The following is a 19266-nucleotide window of genomic DNA, read 5'->3' as shown; positions in this document are numbered from 1 at the left end:
AGCCAGGAGGGGGCGGCCTGCCGGGGCCGCCCCCTCCTTCGTGTCCGCCGCGGGTGACCCCGGCGATCAGAGCGTCTGGTAGAACTCCAGCACCTCGTCGTCGGGACCGTAGTAGGAGCGGGCCCGGACTGCGCCGCTGCCGGGCAGGTCCACCTCGACGGCCTCGCCGACCGGCTCGGCGCCGATGGCGCGCAGCAGTTTCCCGGTCTCGGCCAGGTCGGTCGTCTCAAGCGACGCCGAGAGGAGTCCGAGATTCGGCGGTACGGCGCGGTCGCGCTGGGAGGAACCGGGGAAACCGACGTACTGGGCGATCTCGATGCGCCCGATCGAGGGGGAGTCCGGCATCACCATGTTGATGTTGTGCAGCGGCGTACCGGCGGGGATCTTGAAGAACCCCTCCATCCGCTCGATCATCTTGTCGTACCAGGGGCGGAAGCCCAGCGCCGCGTAGAAGCGCGCGCTCTGCCGGGCGTCGCCGGAGTGCAGGCAGATCGTCTGCAGGGCGGTGCAGCCCCCGTCGTAGTCGTCCATCAGGGAGCCCGGGGCCGTCTCCAGTTCGAAGACGTCGAGGATGACGCCGTCGGGATCGTAGGAGAGCGAATCCCACGCCGACACCTGCGGGGTGACGGTCCAGCGGGTCGGTGAGGACTTGCTGCGGCCGCCGGCCGCCCGCAGTCGCTGCACCGCCGCCCCGATCTCGGGGACCCGGATGTTGAGCGCGTAGAGCCCGTGGTCCTGGGGGTTGCCGTAGTCGCCCCAGTACGGCTCACCGGGGCGATCGAAGGCGATCAGGCGCAGCCGTCCGCTGTCGGCGCCGGCCGGTCCGAGGACGGCGACCTCGGCGGTCATCCCGGCGGGCAGTCGCCAGAGCTGCTCGAAGGCCGCGCCGGTGACGGTCGCCCGGGCGTGCGGCAGGTAGTCGAAGGTCTCCTCGTAGAAGCGGCAGGCGCGGTCCAGGTCGCGGACGGCGACGGTGACGTACCGGACTGCGCTGATCATTGTCTTCTCCTGTGCTCGGCCGGGGAAGCGGCGGCAGAGTGTTCACTGAGCCGCTTCTGAGCAGCGAGAATACCGTCTTGTTCCAATCAAGGGAACAGCGTTCCAACGTCTTTGCGGACCGGTCGGCGCCCCGGGCGCGGGCCCGCCCCACCGGCATGCGGAACGGCCGGCCTCCCCCGCGGGGGAGGCCGGCCGTTCCGTCGTGGAGATCGTCAGACGCTGGGGCGGCGCACGTACTGGCCGGCGCCGGGGGTCCCGGTGACCTTGCCGTCGGTGAGGATCTGCGTGCCGCGCAGGAAGGTGTCGGTCACCTTCGCGGTCAGCTCGAAGCCCTCGAACGGCGTGTACTCCTGGGTGGACTCGGAGTCCTCGGCGCGCACCGTCCAGGTGTGGTCGGTGTCGACCAGGGCGATGTCGGCGTCGAGCCCGACCTTGATGGCGCCCTTGCTGTTGAGACCGAAGCGCTGCGCCGGGTTGGCGGCGGTCAGCTCGGCGATACGGCCGAACGACAGCCCCCGCTTGCGGCCCTCGCTGACCATGCCGGCCAGCAGGTACTCGGCGCCGCCGAAGCCCGACTTGGCCAGGAAGACGTCGTCGGCCGGGTCGCCGAACTTCAGCTCCTCGCGGCAGCAGGCGTGGTCGCTGACCACCCAGTCGATCTCACCGTCGATCAGGTGCTGCCAGAGCGCCTCGACGTCATCGCGCGGGCGCAGCGGCGGGTTGACCTTGCCGCCGATGCCGTGGGCGGTGTGGATGTCGGCCAGCAGGTGCCCGACGGTGACCTCGCGGCGGAAGTTGATGTGCGGGAAGGTCTTCGCCATCAGCAGCGCCGCCTCGACCGCCTTGGCGGAGGTCAGGTGCAGCAGGTTGATGTTGGGCAGCCCGGTCTCGTGGGCCAGGTACGAGGCGATCGTGACCGCCAGCCCCTCCGAGTGCGGCGGGCGCGAGGCGCTGTACGCCTCCAGACCGGTGAGGGTGCCCTCCTCCTCGACCATCTTGGTGTACGCGCTCATGATCTCGGCGGTCTCGCAGTGCAGCGACAGCGAGATCTGGTCGGCCAGCTCCGGGTGCGCCTCGCGGGCCTTCTGCACGCCGCGCATGACGAACTCGAAGTGGGCGTAGTCGTACCGCTCATCCTCGGGGATCATCAGGAAGGAGCTCTGGTTCGACGAGCGCCCGTGCAGGCCGTGGCTGCCGTAGAACATGAAGATCTTGAACGAGGAGACGCCGAAGTCGCTGACGATGTCGGGCAGCTCCCCGATGTGCTCCTTGCTCATCGGCGCCAGGTGGAAGGCGTAGTCCACCAGCGACTTGCCCTCGGCGGCGGCGAGCACCTGCGGGAAGAACTCCGCGTAGGGGCCGCCCTTGTTCAGGTAGTACTGACCGGTGCGCATGTAGTTCAGCGCGGTGGTGACACCGCCCTGGGCGCAGGCCCGGCTCTCGGTGGCGGTGTCGGTCTCCAGCGGGTTGTAGATGCCCCAGTGCTGGTGGGCGTCGACCACGCCGGGGAAGGCGACGCGGCCGCGGCCGTCGACGACCCGGGCGGCCTCGGCGGCCGGGATGTCGGCCTCCAGGCGGGCGATCCTGCCGTCGGCGATGCCGATGTCGACGCGCACCGGGTCGGCCTGGCCGTCGCAGACCACGGAGACGTTCTTGATAAGCAGATCGAGCGTGCTGGTCACACGGTCCTCCTAGTCACGCAAGTGAGAGGTCATCAGGGAGTGGAGAGGTGGGACAGCGCCTGGAGCACCGGCGCGACGGAGGGGAGCTCGCCCAGGGCGAGGACCTTCTCCTTGACCTCGGTCGCGGTGTCGTCGGAGAGCCGGCCCCGGACGTTGTCGCCGAACTTGAGCGCCAGTTCCTCGTCGCGCAGCGGACGCTGAGGGCCGCCCCGGTTGGTGAGGACCTCCTCGACGATCTCCCGGCCGTCGGTGGTGCGTACGGTCACCACGGCGGGGAACTGGTAGGGGAAGATCTCGTCGCAGCGCGCATCGGCGACCACGTCGACCTTGGCCATCAGGGCCCGCCGCTGCGGGTCCTGGGCCAGGACGTCGGAGAAGTCGTCCAGCCCGAGGCCGAGGCCACCGCCGCCGAAGAGGCCGGCGACGACCGCGTACGGGCCGCTGAACTGCGCCTGGTAACCGGTGACCGGGGTGCGCTTGGTCTCGATCGGCTGGCCGATGGTGCGGATGACCGCGGCCGGCACGGCGACGGTGATGCGCTCCACCGACTCCGGGGTGACGCCCCGGGCCCGCAGCGCCAGGCCGGCGTCGATCGAGGTGTGGGTGAAGTGGTTGGCCGGGTAGGGCTTGAAGAAGATGCCCGGCACCGACCACTCCTGCCCGAGGCCGCGGGTGATCTCCTCGGCGGAGAAGTTGCCGTGCAGCCACGCCTCGAAGAAGCCGAAGCGTCCCTCCAGGACCGTCGGCGGGCCGGTGAAGCCCTTGCGGACCAGCTGCGCGGCGGTCACCCCCGACTGGGCGGCCCAGCCGCAGTGCAGCCGCTTGACGGTGCCGCCGGTGCGGTTGGCTTCGATGATGCCGGCGGCCATCGAGGCGGTGATGCCGAGGGCGTCAAGGATGCCCTTGGCGTCGGCGCCGTAGAGCATCGACGCGGCGACCGCGCTGCCCATCGCGCCGGTGATGCTGGTGGCGTGCTGGCCGTGCTCGAAGAAGACCGAGTTGCCCAGCTTGTGGTCGTAGCCGGCCATGCCGAGCCGGACGGCGACCTCCAGGCCGACCGCGATGGCGCGTACGGTCTGCTCTCCGTCGGCGCCGGCGTGCTCGGCGGCGGCCAGGGCGGCCGGGACCACGCTGGCGCTGGGGTGCAGCACCGACGGCAGGTGGGTGTCGTCGTAGTCCAGCGAGTGGGCCAGCACCCCGTTGCCGAAGGCGGCCTGCGCGGCGGTGACCGGGCCGGGCACACCGACGATGTGGGCCTGCGGGTTCCCGCCCTGGTCGAGCAGGTGCTCGATGATGGCGGCGCTGGTCTCCAGCCGGTGCGCGGCCACGCAGAGCCCGAGGATGTCCAGCACGCGTTGGCGCACGCTGGCGGCGACCTCGGCCGGAACGCCGTCGGTGGCGCTGCGGGCGGCGAACTCGGCGAGCCGGGCGCCGAGGGTGGTCTCGTCAGCCATTGCTGACCACCGCCAGCGGGCGCACCGGGGAGCCGGTGGCGCCGAAGAGGGGCAGCGGCGACAGCACGAAGAGGAACTCGTACACGGCCTCGGCGGCGAGCTGCTCCAGCGCCATCGTCTCGATGATGTAGATGCCGTGCTCGACCAGAAGCACCCGGTGGGCCGGCAGGGTCGCGTGCCCGGCGCCGGGGTGCAGGCACTCGTACGCGATGGTGTCGGCGCCGGTGGCGTGGATGCCCTTGGCCGCCAGCCAGGTGGCCCCGTCGGTGCTGACCCCGGGTACGCCGGAGGACTGCCCCATGAACAGGTCCTTGTCGCCCGAGTCGAAGTGCTGGCCCCAGCCGCTGCGCACCAGGACCACGTCACCGGCGCCGATCTCGGTGCCCTGCCGGGCGACGGCGGCCTCCAGGTCGGCCACGGTGATCTCGTAGCCGGGGTCGAGGCGGGTGACGCCCTTGGCCGCGGGGATGTCCAGCAGGACGCCGCGGCGGACCATCGGCTCGATGGTGTGCGCGCCGAGCTGCTCGTAGCGACCGCCCTTGAGCGCCTCGTCGACGCCGATGCCGCCGTAGAGCTTGCCGTCCTGGGACACATGAGACAGCGCGTCGATGTGGGTGCCGACGTGGGTGCCCATCGTGATCATGTCGTTGGCCGCGGAGCCGCCGTCGGAGCGGACCATGTCCCCGTGCCGGCGGGGCAGGGAGTGCCAGTACGCCGGGTGGTTGGGGGACTGGGGCATCCCCACCGTCAGGCGCCGGCCCAGGTCGATGACCCGGACTCCCGCCCGGACGGCGGACAGCAGGGGGTCGGTGACCGCTGCGGAGTCGGCGGCCGGGGTGGTCTCGATGGTCATGGGCTCCTCGTCAGTGTTCAGTGGGATCGGGTGAGCCGGGGTGCTCAGAAGACAACCTTGCGCGCGCGCAGCTCGGCGATGGTCGCGGGGTCGCAGCCGAGTTCGTCGATGAAGACCGATTCGCTGTCGGCGCCCTTGTCGCGGCCGGTGAAGCGGATGCGTCCCGGGGTCTCGGACATCCGCCACATCACGTTGTGCATCTTGACCCGGCCCAGGTCCGGGTCGGGCACCTCGACGATCATCTCGGTCGCCTGCACGTGCGGGTCCTTGACGATGTCGCGCGCGGTGTAGATGGGGGCGATCGCGGCGCCGGCGTCGGTGAAGGCCGCGACGACCTCGTCGCGGGTGCGCTCGGCGATCCAGCCGCCGACGTAGGAGTCGAGCAGGTCGGCGTGCTGGGCGCGGCTGTGCCCGGCGGCGAACCACGGTTCGGTGATGACCTCGGGGTGGCCGACCAGGGTCAGTACCCGTTCGGCGATCGACTGGGCGCTGGTGGAGATGGCGACCCAGTGCCCGTCGCTGGTCTGGTAAGTGTTGCGGGGGGCGTTGTTGGTCGAGCGGTTGCCGTGCCGCATGCCGATCTTGCCCAGCTGGTCGTAGGCGGTGGGGCCGGGACCGACCGCGGTCATGATCGGTTCGAGCAGGCTCATGTCGACGATCTGGCCGCGTCCGCCGTTGCGCTCGCGGGCCAGCAGCGCCATGGTCGCCGCCGAGGAGGCGGCGATGCCGCAGATGCTGTCGGCCAGGCCGAACGCGGGCAGGGTCGGCGGCCCGTCGGGCTGGCCGGTGAGGTGGGCGAAGCCGCTCATCGCCTCCGCCAGGGTGCCGAAGCCGGCACGGGAGGCGTACGGGCCGCTCTGGCCGAAGCCGGTGACGCGCACGATCACCAGGCCGGGGTTGACCTCGTGCAGTTTCTCCGGGCCGACACCCCAGCGTTCGAGGGTGCCGGGGCGGAAGTTCTCGACGATGACGTCGGCGGTGGCCGCGAGCTTCAGGAACAGTTCGGCGCCCTCGGGTGCGGACAGGCTCAGGCCGACGGTGCGCTTGTTGCGGGAGATCTCCTTCCACCACAGCGGCACGCCGTCCTTGCTCTCGCCGTGGCCCCGCATGCTGTCGCCGGCGACCGGGTGCTCGATCTTGATCACTTCGGCGCCGAAGTCACCGAGGATCTGGCAGCAGAGCGGGCCGGCCAGGATCGTCGAGACGTCGAGTACACGTAGGCCACTCAGCGGACCGTCCTGCATGAGGGTTCCTCTCTGGGATCCGTGCGCGCACGCTGTTCCGTCAGGCGAAACGATATTCCGGGACAGTAACGGAGTGTGGATCAGGGCGTCAATCATTCGTGGCGGCGATCGCGTACACCCGTTCGAGGAGTGGGAGGACCGCTCGGGGCGAGGGTGCGGCCGAGGCGGGCCGACCCCGGTGAGCAGCACCATTGACGCCATCTCGGGCCAACCGTAATGTACGTGGAACAGCGTTCCATACAACGGAATAGCCGGGGTCGCCGCCCGTTCGTCCGAGGCGGCGGGCGGCCGAAATATGCCGGCGCCATCTACAAGGAGGCCACGTGCTCCCGCGCTCCTACCTGTACGTGCCCGGCGATGCCCAGGAGAAGCTGGACAAGGCGCTGGGGCGTGGCGCCGACGCGCTGATCGTCGACCTTGAGGACGCCGTACCGCCGTCCGGCAAGGACGCCGCCCGCGCCGCGGTGGCTGCCTGGCTGGCGCAGCAGCCCGCCGCCGGCGAGCAGCCCGTCGAGCTCTGGGTGCGGGTCAACCCCGGCGCACTCGGCCACACCGACGTACGCGCCGTGGTCGGACCCGCGCTCACCGGAGTGATGGTCGCCAAGACCGAGTCGCAGGCCGAACTGACCGCGCTCGACGCGGTGCTCACCGAGGCCGAGGCAGCGGCCGGGATCGCCGCCGGGTCGACCGGCGTGGTGCCGCTGCTGGAGTCCGCCGCCGCGGTGCTGCGCGCCGAGGAGATCGCCGCCGGCCCCCGGGTGGTGCGGCTGCAGGTCGGCGAGGCGGACCTCGCCGCCGACACCGGCATCACCCCCGGTGAGGACGAGCGGGAACTGGCCTCCATCCGCACCCGCACGGTGCTGGTCAGCGCCGCCGCCCGCATCAACCCGCCGGTGGCCCCGGTTTCCACCAACTTCCGGGACCTGGCGAAGCTGCGCCACTCCACCGAGGCGCTGGCCCGGCAGGGCTACATCGGCCGCGCCTGCATCCACCCCGCGCAGATCGCCGTCGCCAACGAGGTCTTCACCCCCGACGCCGCCGCGGTCACCGCCGCCCGCGAGCTGGTGGCGATCTTCGACGCCGCCATGGCCGCCGGCCGGGGAGTGGCCGTCGGCGCCGACGGCCGCATGATCGACGAGGCCGTGGTCCGCAAGGCCCGCCGGGTGCTCGCGCTCGCCCGCTAGCGCCCCACCACGCCGTCACCCGCCGCAGAGGTACGACCCGGCGGGTGACGGCGCCGTACAGAGATAAAGGAGTCACCAGGTGAGCCTTCGCGATGTGCGTGAGGTCGTCGTAGCCAGTGCGGACGTGGCCGCCTCCGCGCGGTTCCACAGCGCCGCCTTCGACCTGGAGGTGCTCGGCCAGGACGCCGGGAGCACGCTGCTGGGCGTACCCGGATCCACGGGGGGCCGGCTGCGCCTGGTCCCCGCCGCGGACCGGCCCGCCGACCCGACGCCGCCGGCGCTCTGGGATCCCGGCGCGCGGCTGCTGGGCATCTACTCCCGCGACCTGCCCGCCACCGCGGCGGCCATCGCCGCCGCCGGCGGCCGGCCCCGCAACCCCGTCACCTACCCCTACGGCACGGCGTCGCTGTCGGAGCTGGTGGCCCAGGGCGCCGACGGCATCTGGTGGACCGTGCCGCTGGCGGTCGACGGGGCCCACCGCCCCAGTCCGGCGCTCGCCGCCGACGCGGCGCGGCTCCACTCCGAACTGCACACGGTGGTGCTGGTCGTCGACGACCACGACGCCGCGGTGCGCTTCTTCGTCGCCGGCGGGCTGCGGGTCGTCTTCGACGGCACCATGACCGGCCCGGACTTCGAAGAGCTCGTCGGCATGCCCGCCGGCGCCGCGCTGCGCCTTGCCTTCCTGGTCGGCCCCGACGAGGCCCCCGCCCGGGTGGAGATCATGTCCTTCACCGGCGTCACCGCCACCGACCGCGGCGACGACCCGGTCGGCATCCGCCGCATCGTCTTCGCCGCCGACGACCCGGCGGCCGACCGCGCGAGGCTGCTCGCCGCCGGCGCCACGGAGCTCGACGGCGGGCTGCTGCGCGGACCGGCCGGAGTCGAGATCGCCCTCGTCGCCCGGGAGCAGCGATGACCGCCGCGGGCGCGCCCACGCTGATCGTCGTCGGCGGTGGCGGTGGCGGACTCTGCACCGCCATCACCGCGGCGCAGCACGGCGCTACCGTGCACCTGCTCGACAAGCAGGAGCAGCTCGGCGGGATGCTGCACATCGCCAACGGCGAGTTCTCCGGCGCGGGCAGCCGGCGCCAGCGCGAGCACGGCATCGACGACGACCCGCGGCGCCACTTCGACGACGTACTGCGCATCTCGCACGGCAAGGTCGACCGGGAGCTGGCCTGGATGTCGGTCAGCGCCCAGGGCGAGACCGTCGACTGGCTCGACGACCTCGGCTTCCAGTTCGACCCGGCGACCCCCGGGCTCATCCACGGCCACGAGGTCTACTCGGTGCCGCGCACCTACTGGGGCGTCGAGCACGGCCGCTCGGTGCTGCGGGTGCTGCTGGAGCAGCTCGCGCCCCTGCTGGAATCCGGCCGGATCGTGCTGCACTTGCGCACCGCCGTGACCGGTCTGCTCACCGATTCCGCCGGCCGGGTCACCGGGGTCCGCGTCCAGGGGCCCGCCGACACCGCCGAGCGGCAGCTGACCGCCGACGCGGTGGTGCTGGCCACCGGCGGCTACGACGCCGACGCCGCGCTGCGCAACCAGTTCCTGCCCGCGCACTGCTCCTCGGTGCTCATCGGCTGCCTCGACCACGCCACCGGCGACGGGCTGGTGATGGCCCGGGAACTCGGCGCCGCGGTCTCCGCCGACGGCATCTTCCTGCCGGTGATGGGTCTGATCCCCGACCCGGGGCGCCCCGGCCACGCCGTCGACTACCGCGAGGCGTTCGTGGAGCTGGCGCCGGCGTACCGCACGCCGTACGAGATCTGGGTCAACAAGCGCGGCGAGCGGTTCGTGCCGGAGGACACCACCAGTCCGGAGCTGCGCGAGCGCACGCTGCTGGAACAGCCCGACGTCACCATGCACGTGGTCTTCGACCAGGCGGCGGTCGACGCCGCGCCGGTGCCCCTGATCCGCAACCCCGGCGGCGACTGGGACAGCGACCGGTTCGCCCGGGCCTGCCGCGACAGCCCGTGGGTGACCCGGGCCGACACTCTGCCGGGACTGGCCCGCAAACTCGGGGTGGACCCGGCGGCGCTCGAGTCGACCGTGAACGACTACAACGCCGCCGTCGCGGCCGGGGCTGACCCGCACCTGGGCCGCACGGTCCTGCCCGCGCCGATCGGTGCCGGCCCCTTCTACGCCGTCACCAGCGTCGCCGCCTCGATCCTGTCCCGGGACGGGCTGCGGGTGAACACCGACCTGTCGGTGCTCACCGAGTCCGGCGAGCCGATCCCCGGGCTGTACGCCGTCGGCGAGGTGTTGGGCAACAACGTCTTCGCCGGCGACAACTACGTCGGCGGCATGAGCATCACCCCGGCGATGACGCTGGGCCGGCACCTCGGTGCCCGCCTGGCGGCCGCCGGCCACGACAGGAGCGCAGCATGACCGAACAGCCGTTGATCCCGGGCGTGAACGCCGCCTTCCTCGGTGTCACCGATCCCGAACCGCATCTGGCCTACTACCGCGACCAGCTCGGTTTCGCCGTCGCCGAGTCCGGTGTGCTCGCCGCGTCCGACGCGGCGGCGATCTGGGGCGAGGGGGTCGGCGAGGTCGGTGTCACCGTGCTGACCGCCGCGGGCGCGCCGCACGGGCGCATCGTGCTGCTGACCGTCCCCGCCGGCGAGGCGGTGCACCCGCACTCGGCCGACTACGGACTGGCCGGCATCGACCTCTACACCCGGGACATCACCGAGTCGCACCGGGTGCTCACCGCGGCCGGCTACTCCTGGGTGACGCCGCCGGCGACCTGGCAGGTGCCGCTGGGGGAGAAGCTGGTCACCGTCACCGAGGGGTTCTGCAACGCCCCGGAGGGCACCGGCGTGGTCTTCGTCGAGCCCGCCGCGCCGCGGGGCACCGCCGCCTGGGACGCCGAACCGGACCGGTTCTACACCGAGCTGACCTCCCTCGTCTGCCACGTGCCGGACTTCGACGCCGAGGTGGCGTTCTGGGGCCCGGACGGGCTGGGCCTGTCCCAGTGGTACGACGTCAGCTTCAGCGACCCGGGCCTGGACGAGATGGCCTCGCTGCCCCCGGGCACGGTGATGCGCCTGGCGTTCCTCGCCGGTGAGCTCACCGCCCGCATCGAGGTCACCCGGATCCAGGACCGCACCGTGGGCACCGACCGCCGGCCGCAGCAGCGCACCGGCCGGCACCTCGGGCACACCGGCTGGCTGGTGCCCACGCGTGATCTCGACGCCGCCCTGCAGCGCGTACGCGAGCGTGGCGGCAGCGTGCGGACCGGCCCGGTGCAGGCGCCCGCGCTGCTCTTCGGCGGCGCCCGGGTGGCCTTCGTCGACACCCCCAACGGCATCCCGGTGACCTTCGCCGAGCAGGCCGCCTGAGGGGACGTTTCCAGCGGCTGGGAAACCTTGACCGGCTTCTGGGGCACCCCTAAAGTTACTCCGAAACAGTGTTCCGGTTAATGGAACACCTTTAGGGAATGAGGCAGAATTGCGCCCCCACGTTGAACTCATTCAAGAAGACGACTACGTCTGGCACGGCGCCGAACTCCCCGGCGGTGAAGGTCGCGCCAGCGAGCGCCGCCTCTCTGTCGACGAGGAGGACGGCTCGTCGTCGCTGCGCGTCGATTTCCACACCTCCTGGGGCCGTGGCCCGGGTATTCATCACGCCAACACCGAGTACTACGTGCTCGACGGCGCTATGACCTACGGCGGAAAGCAAATCGGCAAGGGCGGATACGTCTACGCGCCAAAGGGCGTGCCTACCGACGCGATCACTTTCGCCGAAGGCACCCGGATCCTGCACTACCGCGAATACGGTGACGCCGGCTTCGACGCCGTCGACTCGATCAAGGCCCCCCGTTGGGAGAGCGCCCGCGAGGACATCATCGTTATCGACAGCGACGCGATGAAGTGGGACGCGGTGCCCAACCCGGGCCCGATGCCCGGCCTGTTCATCAAATACCTGCACGTCGATCCGGTGACCGGCTTCTACACCCGCCTGGTGCACGCCCAGCAGGGCTGGTCGGACCACCGCCTCGCGCACCACCCGTGCTACGAGGAGGCCTACACCACCCAGGGCCACATGGAGTACAACTTCGGCACCCTGGACCTGGGCACCTACTTCTTCCGCCCGGCGCGCGTCAAGCACGGCCACTTCACCACCATGGAGGGTGGCGCCACCTGGCTGCTGCGCTCCGACGGCGAGCTGAAGAACTGGTACACCCAGAACGAGTGGGTCCGCTGGGGCGGCGACGGCGTCAACTACACCCCCGAAGGCCTCAACGAGGAGCCGCACCCGCCGACCCGCTGGTCGTCCTCCACCCACGACCTGGCGACCCCGTGGCGCTCCGAAGAGGACATGCGCCAGATGACCGCGTCGTGGCAGTTCCAGATCGACCAGGGTCAGCAGAACACGCCGATCAAGCACCAGGGCACCGGCGCCGACCCGTCGATCCTGGCCATCATGAAGGCGATGGACGCGGCCAACCTCCAGGGCGGTCACGGCGGTCACGAGCACAGCCACGACCACGACCACGACCACAGCCACGGCGACCACGACCACAGCCACGAGCCGGCCGAGGCCGCCCGTGAGGTCATCAACCTCGACTGGGGCTGGTCGGGCAAGGCCGTCGAGCACCGTGACGAGCGGACCGGCCCGCACGCCCACAACTGGGGCACCCGCGTCGACTGGAAGGACGGCGACCCGATCCCGGCGCCGATCATCTCCTCCCTGCCGGTGCGCAGCCGCTCCCGCGGCCGCTGGGACGGCGACGGTATGTGACCTGCACCAACGCTTCGCGACCCACGCCTGCGGGCGTGGGTCGCGGGGTTTGCGGGCCGCGGCCGCAGGCAGCCGGACGGCCCAGTGACAACAAAGGAGAAAGCTTGTGAACGGTCCGGCAGACAGCGCCTACGACGTGGTCGTCATCGGCGCGGGCACGGCGGGGATCCCCTGCGCGATCAGCGCCGCCCAGGGCGGCGCGCGGGTGCTGCTGGTGGAGAAGGACAGCCTGATCGGCGGCACCCTGCACATCTCCGGTGGGCACCTCGCCGCCGCCGGCACCCGCCGCCAGGCCGAACGGGGCATCGAGGACTCGCCCGAGGCACACCTGGACGACATTCGGCGCATCAGCCAGGGCACCGCCCGCGAGGACCTCATCCAGACCCTGGCGCACCACGCCGCGCAGACCGTCGACTGGCTCGACGAACGCGGCTTCGCCTTCGCGGCCGAAACGCCCCGCATTGTCTACGGCCACGAGCCGTACCACACGGCCCGCACCTACTACGGCCGCGACGAGGGAATGTCCATCCTGGAGGTGCTCCGCGCCGAACTGGAGAAGACCCAGGCCGCGCACGAGCTGATGCTCTGGACCAACGCGCCGGTCACCGAGATCCGCCAGGACGACCAGGGCCAGGTGCTGGGGGTGACCGTCTACCGCGAGGGCCGCGACGTCGAGATCGACGCGCCCTCGGTGGTGATCGCCACCGGCGGCTTCGGCTCCGAGCACGAGCTCTTCGAGGAGCTGGAGAAGTCGCCGCTGGTGTCGGCGGCGTACAAGGCCTCCACCGGCGACGGCATCCACCTCGGCATGGCCGCCGGCGCCGCGCTGCAGGGGGAGGGGACCTACCTGCCGACCTTCGGTGGCCTGCCCGACCCCCGTACGCCGGGACGGGCCAACTGGTCGGACCGGCAGCGGCTGACCAGCGAGCGCCCCCCGTTCGAGATCTACGTCAACGTCGAGGGGCGGCGCTGGGTCGCCGAGGACGAGCCCTCGATCGACGAGAAGGAACGGGCGCTGACGAAGATCACCGACCAGACCTTCTGGACGATCTTCGACGACGCGGCGCTGAGCCAGTCGACCGGCGCGATGGAGATGGTGGTCGGCGCCGAGCCGGACCAGGTGCGCGCCATGATGAACAACCGCCCCGGCCTGCACAGCGCCGACAGCATCGCCGAACTGGCCGCCCTGGCCGGTATCGACGCGGCGAACCTGGAAGCCACCGTGGCCCGCTACAACGAGGCCGTCGCCACCGGCGTCGACGAGGAGTTCGGCCGCAAGCACCTGCCCGCGCCGATCGCCCAGGGGCCGTTCTACGCCATCCGCAACCACGCCATCACCCTGGTCACCTTCATGGGGCTCGACATCGACGGCACCTTCGCCGTACGCGACGAGGCGGGCGCGCGGATCCCCGGCCTCTACGCCGTCGGCGAGGTGATCGGCGCGGGCGCGACCTGCGGCAACAGCTTCTGCTCCGGCATGCTGGTGACGCCCGCGCTCACCTTCGGCCGGCTCCTCGGCGAGCGCCTGGCCCAGCAGGGCGCCTGACGATCCGCCCGACGCGGTGCCCTGCTTCCCACATGCAGGGCACCGCGTTCTCGGTTGCCGCCTTGGCAGGCGATCACGCCGAGACCCGCACGGATCTGCCCCTGCGTGACAATCCAAGCCGTCCCAGCGTCAGCTCTTCGGGATCGTGCAGCGTGGAGGGCGCAACCGCAGGTGATGTGGGGACACCAGCGGGCTGTCAGGCAGCGGTGTACAGGTAGGCCGTGATGTCAGTCGCGCCGTTTACCTTCCAGTCGAAGTTCGTCCTGGAACCCTTCGGGCAGGCTTTGGCGAGCGGGACTCTCGCGTCACCGGTGTTGGCAAAGGCCTTGACGTAAGCGCACTTGCCGTCTGCCTTGGTGTCTTCCACGAACCCTTCGATCCTGGCGTTGGTCCCGTTGGTGCAGCTGATGTTCCATGAAGCCGCTCCGCCGTCAACCGTGACATTGTTGAAGACCGCTCCGCATCCGGCCTGGATGCTGAACGAGGCGGGTAGGGTCTCCTCCGCTGCCGCAGCCGGGTTAGCGACTCCCAGTGTCGCCGATGCAGCGAGCGCCGCTGCGGCTGCCAGCCTGATGGCTTTTTGCTTGTTCACTTCGTAGTCCTTTTCTTCCGTCATTCAAATTGCTGTCCATAAAGCGGCGGGACCCGTGCGTTCGCCAAGCCTTGGCTATGAGACGGCACTAAATGGTAGGGGTATCGCAGTGTTGCGGCCCCGGCAACTGACGGCAGGAAATATATCGAGAGTGGACAACGTCTACAGCCCCGTGGCGCATGACCAAGATCACATTGACATCGCCGTTCGTCGTGATGCAGCGCAAGGAGTTCGCCCTGACGGGATGAGCGCGTGGAGCCGATGGACTTGATGACGCACGTGAGCGCGCAGGTTTTTCAGCAGCTCAGAAGCCTCGTGAAGGTGCGTAATCCAACGTGCCGCCTCCTTGACGTGTTGCCGCCGGGCTGCGCGACCTGGCCCACCCGCCGCAAGCCGGCGCTCGGCACCTCGAGCGGGTGCTTACCGGATAAGTAGTTACCTGGTAAGTTCTCGCGATGTGCTGAGAAACGCGGTGCGTTGGGGACTGTTGGCCCTCTTCGCTGATGGCCCCAAGTATGGATACCAGCTCCGAACGGAGTTCGACACGCGTACCGGCGGCAGCTGGGCGGTGAACGTCGGCCAGATCTACACCACACTGGATCGTCTTGTACGGGACGGGTACGTCTCATCTGCGGGCGACAGCAGGGATGGACTGGCGATGTACGAAATCACAGATCAGGGGCGGACAGCCCTGGAGTGCTGGTACGTCACCCCAATCACCAAGACGGATCGCCCACGCAGTGAACTGGCGATCAAGTTGGCGATGGCAACAGCCGACCCCCGTGTGGACATCGCCGTTGTAGTGCAGAAGCAGCGGACAGAGTCAATGCGACAGATGCGCGACTACACCGACCTGCGCAGACATGCCAACGACAGTGGCGATCTCATCTGGCCGCTGTTCCTGGACCATTTGATCTTCGCGCTCGAGAGTGAGATCCGGTGGCTTGATCACGCGGAGGCGATGGTACTGCGGCGCGAACAGATCCAACCGGCGTCCGACCTGACGCCCGCTGTCTCCGAGGCCCCCCTGTCAGGGCAGGTGCAGCGATGAGTGGCCTGGTGCTGCGGCTCACCGACGTCGAGCGGGTGTATCGCGCGGGCGAAGTGTCGGTGCGTGCGCTGGCCGGTATCAGCCTGAATGTTCGAGCGGGCGAACTTGTCGCGGTGATGGGGCCTTCAGGGTCGGGAAAGTCCACACTTCTGTCCATCGCCGGCGGTCTCGACACGCCTACGGCCGGCTCGGTTGAGGTTGAAGGGGTAGAGCTCGGCGGTCTGGGTCCAACGGAGGTGGCTCACCTGCGCAGGGACCGAATCGGTTATGTGTTTCAGGACTACAACCTGGTGACCGACCTGACCGCCGCGGAGAATGTCGCCCTGCCGCTGGAACTCGGCGGCACCGGAACACGAGCGGCCCGCAAGGCAGCTGTCAGTGCGCTGGACGAAGTCGGCCTTTCCACTGTCGCAGACAGGTTTCCCGACCAGCTGTCCGGCGGGCAACAGCAGCGCGTCGCAATTGCCCGGGCACTGGTGGGACAGCGACGACTGGTACTGGCCGACGAGCCGACCGGCGCTCTCGACTCGCAGACCAGCATCGCCGTGTTGAGGGTTCTGCGGGCGCGGATAGACGCCGGGGCGGCCGGCGTACTGGTCACCCATGAGGCGAGGTACGCCGGCTGGGCGGACCGCACCATCTTCCTTCGGGACGGTCGCCTGGTTGACGCAACGTCGGAGCGCGACGATCCGCAGCACCTGCTGAGTGAGTCATCGTGAACGGCCTGGTCAGCTCGTGGCGTGTCGCGCTTCGCATCGCACGTCGCTCCGCGCTCCGCCATCGGGGACGAAGTGTGCTCATCATGCTGATGCTGTTCATTCCCACGTACGCGGCTACAGTCCTGCTGACCGGTTGGAGCAACCTCAGCGGTACTTCCGCGCAGGAAACCACGTTCACCATGGGCCGCGCCGATCTGATCGTCGAGTCCGACGACCGCGCCGAGATTGCGGCCACGCTCCCCCCGGGCAGCCACACCACGCTGTTGGTTCAGGCCCGCACCGTGGTCCAAGGCCCCGACGGGCCGCGAGTGTCCGAGTACGAAGCGACCGACTTGACTGATCCGATCAACAACGGTCGGTACGTACTCCGGGCCGGGCGCGCCCCCGGCGGGCCGGCCGAAGCGGCAGTGACCCGGGCGATGGCGAACGAACTGGGGCTGGGACTGGGTAGCCGTGTCACCGCCGGGATGCCACAGCGGGACCTCACCGTGGTCGGGTTGATCGACTGGAGCCGGTCGCTGCGCGCATCCGGGCTGATCGTTCCATACGATGCCCCGCTGTCCTCGGCACGCGCCAAGCTGATGGTGGAGTTGCCCGGCGGCGTTGAATGGTCGCCGGCACGCCTGAGCCCCGGTGTCGGCAGCGTCTCGGTCCTGTCCCGCGAGCAGATGGCCCCGACTGCCGCTGAGCGCCGGATAGCGGCGGCCGGCGCGCTGCTCGTGGCCAGCTTCGCCGGTGCGCAGATCGTCCTTCTCGTAGGGGCGGCCTTCACGGTCGGCGCTGCGCGGCAGCGCCGGGAATTGGCCCTTGTGGCCGCCGCCGGCGCGACGATCCGGCAGGTCAGCCGGATCGTCGGTGCCGGCGGTCTGCTGCTCGGGATCATCTCCGCAGGCGCAGGCGTGATCCTTGGTCTATTGACCTTTGCCGCTGCCGGCTCGTCCATGGAACGCATCGCGGACCACCCGCTGCTCGACGTGTCGATCCCCGCCTGGCAGTTGGCGGGAGCCGCCGGGCTCACGCTGTGCCTCGCGACCCTGGCGGCCCTGCTGCCCGCCCGTGCCGTCCGAAAGCGTCCCGTACGCGGCGCTCTGGGTGGTCAGCGGGATCAGTCGCGCCTGGATGTTGTCGGCGTGGTGTCGGGCGCGATCCTGATCGCTGTCGGAACGGCAGCGTTACTGATCTCCGGTAACCCGGAGGGCCGGTCGGAAGCGCTCGCGGCCGGCGGCATCGCCCTACTGCTCGGCATCGTCGCCTGCACGCCAGCGTTCGTGCAGGCGATCGGACGCCTCGCCGCCGGGCTGCCGATGCCGGCCCGGCTGGCACTGCGCCACGCCGTACGGCACCGGCTTCGCACCGCCGCAGCGATGGCGGCGGTGATCGCCGCTGTCGCAGGCAGCGTCGCGCTCGCGTTGGCCGGCTCGGCGCGCGGTGAGGCGGTTCCCACGCGGCTGGATGCCCGGCCCGGACAGGTGCTGGTGCCAGTCGACGCCGCCGAATTGCTGAGTCCATCGGAGCGGGAGCGTTTGGCGGCTACCCTGCCGGCACGCGCTGTCGTCACGATTCAGGCTGCCACCAACGTCCACGCCAACGTGGCGTATCACAGCTTGCCAGGTGGGCCCACCGATTCCACGGCGCTGACCGCCGCCGAGCAGCGGGACATCGCCGTCGGTGGGGCTGAGCTCATCCGACTCGTGACCGGCCGCGCCGCCACCACCCCGGAATTGGCTGCCCTCGACCGGGGAGACGCTGTTGTCTTCAACGACACGCTGGCAGCGAACGGCCGTGTCATCCTGTCGTCCAAAGACCAACCACCGACATCATTGCCGGCCGTCGTGGCCGCCCGTCGGGACTACTTCACCAAACTCCCCGGTCTGGTCATCTCGCCCGCTACCGCGCAGCGACTCGGGCTGGAGATTCGGCCCCGGCTAATGGTCGTGGACACCACTCGTGTGCCGAACAGGACGGAACTCGCCAGCGCGGACGCGGTGCTGCTGCAAGCGCAACTCCGTGCCGCCAACCCGCCCGGGTCGCCGGTCACCGTCAAAGCAGTGGCGGCGGACAAGCCGACCCGCGAGGTGACGACGATGTTCTACCTTCTGGTCGCAGTGAGCGTCCTGGTCACCCTCGTGGCCAGCACTGTGGCGGTCGGACTGGCAGCAACGGAGCTTCGTCAAGATCTGACGACCATGGCTGCGGTCGGCGCCACACCTCAAATCCGCAGGCGCATCGCGGCGGTGCAAGCCCTGGTCATCGTCGGCGCCGGTGCCGTTCTCGGCCTCATATCCGGAATCGGCCCCGCAGCGGCCTACGTCGGTTACAGCGTCGAACTCCGCTGGCATGTTCCGTGGCTCGCACTGATGGCCATCGTGCTCGGTCCGCCTGTCCTTGCGACCGTCGTCGCGCGCGGCTTGATGCGCGGCGAGTATTCCCTCGTCAGACGTCCCACCTGAGCTGGGGCCTCCGGCCCTCGGCAAGGCGGCCAAAGCAGCTCGCGGGAACACCCTCGGAACCTCCGACGGTGTTCTCGCGAGCCCGGCGAGGCGACGCCGACGACCGTAGCGCCGCGCGGCATATGCCGCTGGGCCCGTCCGCGGCTTCCAGCGGGCAGTATGGGTCGATGCTCACCGCCCGGCGGCTGCCAGCAGGCGTACCGAGCGAGGTGGATCCACGCGACGCCCATGACTCGACGAGGTGCAGACGGCCGTAAACCTCACCGGTCGCGCAGTGCCGCGTCCAGTCTGACCATGAGGAACGCGGCTACTGCCGACGGGAACGGGCGGATACCGCCGCAGCACGTCGACCAGGACCGGCGTGGCCCGAACCCGGGCTCCGGCGACCACTGGCTCGCCGGCGGCGGGATCGTCAGTGGCGCGCAGTTCGGCGATCCGGGCGGCGTTCGCGGCGGCGCGGAGGATGTGGCCGACCTGGTGGGCTTTAGTTTCGCCGTACGCGACGAGGCGGGCGCGCAGATCCCCGGCCTCTACGCCGTCGGCGAGGTGATCGGCGCGGGCGCGACCTGCGGCAACAGCTTCTGCTCCGGCATGCTGGTGACGCCCGCGCTCACCTTCGGCCGGCTCCTCGGCGAGCGCCTGGCCCAGCAGGGCGCCTGACGACGCGGAACGTGACGCCCTGCCTCCGGGACAGGGCGTCACGTTCCCGGTTCGGCCCGGCAACGTCGCGGCGTCCCGGGACG

General features: G+C 70.5%; 16 protein-coding genes. 10 read left to right on the top strand and 6 right to left on the bottom strand.

Annotated elements, in window-relative coordinates; genetic code table 11:
- Positions 1-66 precede the first annotated feature (66 nt).
- From ACK8GG_RS05410 to ACK8GG_RS05390, 5 genes are all read right to left on the bottom strand, one after another.
- Entirely contained in the window at positions 67-999 is a 933-nt protein-coding gene (locus ACK8GG_RS05410; protein ID WP_440355723.1) for a VOC family protein, read from the bottom strand.
- A gap of 212 nt (positions 1000-1211) precedes the next feature.
- Positions 1212-2681, bottom strand: coding sequence for a dihydroorotase (locus tag ACK8GG_RS05405; protein WP_440355722.1), 1470 nt, complete (start codon positions 2679-2681; stop codon positions 1212-1214).
- Between the two features lie 32 nt (positions 2682-2713).
- Complete coding sequence (locus tag ACK8GG_RS05400; protein WP_440355721.1) at positions 2714-4135, bottom strand: MmgE/PrpD family protein; 1422 nt, start codon at positions 4133-4135, stop codon at positions 2714-2716.
- Positions 4128-4988, bottom strand: coding sequence for a cyclase family protein (locus tag ACK8GG_RS05395; RefSeq protein WP_440355720.1), 861 nt, complete (start codon positions 4986-4988; stop codon positions 4128-4130). Before ACK8GG_RS05395 ends, ACK8GG_RS05400 begins: the two co-directional genes overlap by 8 nt.
- Before the next feature lie 44 nt (positions 4989-5032).
- Positions 5033-6232, bottom strand: a complete 1200-nt coding sequence (locus ACK8GG_RS05390; protein WP_440355719.1) for a CaiB/BaiF CoA transferase family protein — start codon at positions 6230-6232, stop codon at positions 5033-5035.
- A gap of 323 nt (positions 6233-6555) precedes the next feature.
- On the opposite strand from ACK8GG_RS05390, the gene ACK8GG_RS05385 reads away from it, so the two are divergent.
- The 6 genes from ACK8GG_RS05385 (at position 6556) to ACK8GG_RS05360 (ending at position 13711) form a co-directional block, all read left to right on the top strand.
- Complete coding sequence (locus ACK8GG_RS05385; protein WP_440355718.1) at positions 6556-7416, top strand: HpcH/HpaI aldolase/citrate lyase family protein; 861 nt, start codon at positions 6556-6558, stop codon at positions 7414-7416.
- A gap of 79 nt (positions 7417-7495) precedes the next feature.
- On the top strand, positions 7496-8332 hold the full coding sequence (locus tag ACK8GG_RS05380; RefSeq protein ID WP_440355717.1) for a VOC family protein: 837 nt from the start codon (positions 7496-7498) through the stop codon (positions 8330-8332).
- Complete coding sequence (locus ACK8GG_RS05375; RefSeq protein WP_440355716.1) at positions 8329-9807, top strand: FAD-dependent oxidoreductase; 1479 nt, start codon at positions 8329-8331, stop codon at positions 9805-9807. The genes ACK8GG_RS05380 and ACK8GG_RS05375 overlap by 4 nt, the downstream gene beginning before the upstream one ends.
- Complete coding sequence (locus ACK8GG_RS05370) at positions 9804-10763, top strand: VOC family protein (RefSeq protein WP_440355715.1); 960 nt, start codon at positions 9804-9806, stop codon at positions 10761-10763. The genes ACK8GG_RS05375 and ACK8GG_RS05370 overlap by 4 nt, the downstream gene beginning before the upstream one ends.
- 109 nt (positions 10764-10872) lie before the next feature.
- The gene (locus tag ACK8GG_RS05365; protein ID WP_440355714.1) at positions 10873-12165 is read left to right on the top strand and encodes a DUF4437 domain-containing protein; all 1293 of its coding nucleotides are present in this window, start codon (positions 10873-10875) and stop codon (positions 12163-12165) included.
- A gap of 106 nt (positions 12166-12271) precedes the next feature.
- On the top strand, positions 12272-13711 hold the full coding sequence (locus ACK8GG_RS05360; RefSeq protein ID WP_440355713.1) for an FAD-dependent oxidoreductase: 1440 nt from the start codon (positions 12272-12274) through the stop codon (positions 13709-13711).
- 196 nt (positions 13712-13907) lie between these two features.
- On the opposite strand, the gene ACK8GG_RS05355 is transcribed toward ACK8GG_RS05360, so the two are convergent.
- Positions 13908-14327, bottom strand: coding sequence for a hypothetical protein (locus tag ACK8GG_RS05355; protein ID WP_440350955.1), 420 nt, complete (start codon positions 14325-14327; stop codon positions 13908-13910).
- Between the two features lie 433 nt (positions 14328-14760).
- Here ACK8GG_RS05355 and ACK8GG_RS05350 point away from each other — a divergent pair, with 433 nt between their 5' ends.
- From ACK8GG_RS05350 to ACK8GG_RS05335, 4 genes are all read left to right on the top strand, one after another.
- On the top strand, positions 14761-15354 hold the full coding sequence (locus tag ACK8GG_RS05350; RefSeq protein ID WP_440350954.1) for a PadR family transcriptional regulator: 594 nt from the start codon (positions 14761-14763) through the stop codon (positions 15352-15354).
- Positions 15351-16073, top strand: coding sequence for an ABC transporter ATP-binding protein (locus ACK8GG_RS05345; protein ID WP_440350953.1), 723 nt, complete (start codon positions 15351-15353; stop codon positions 16071-16073). The genes ACK8GG_RS05350 and ACK8GG_RS05345 overlap by 4 nt, the downstream gene beginning before the upstream one ends.
- Before the next feature lie 83 nt (positions 16074-16156).
- Positions 16157-18523 (top strand): FtsX-like permease family protein, encoded by a 2367-nt coding sequence (locus ACK8GG_RS05340; RefSeq protein WP_440350952.1) that lies wholly within the window; start codon positions 16157-16159, stop codon positions 18521-18523.
- A 294-nt stretch (positions 18524-18817) separates the two neighbouring features.
- Positions 18818-19183: a hypothetical protein gene (locus ACK8GG_RS05335; protein ID WP_440350951.1), complete on the top strand. Its 366-nt coding sequence runs from the start codon at positions 18818-18820 to the stop codon at positions 19181-19183.
- Positions 19184-19266: the final 83 nt, after the last annotated feature.

Source organism: Melissospora conviva, from assembly GCF_049523535.1.
Classification (GTDB): Bacteria; Actinomycetota; Actinomycetes; order Mycobacteriales; family Micromonosporaceae; genus Melissospora; species Melissospora conviva.
This window is presented reverse-complemented; position numbering and strand designations above follow the sequence as displayed.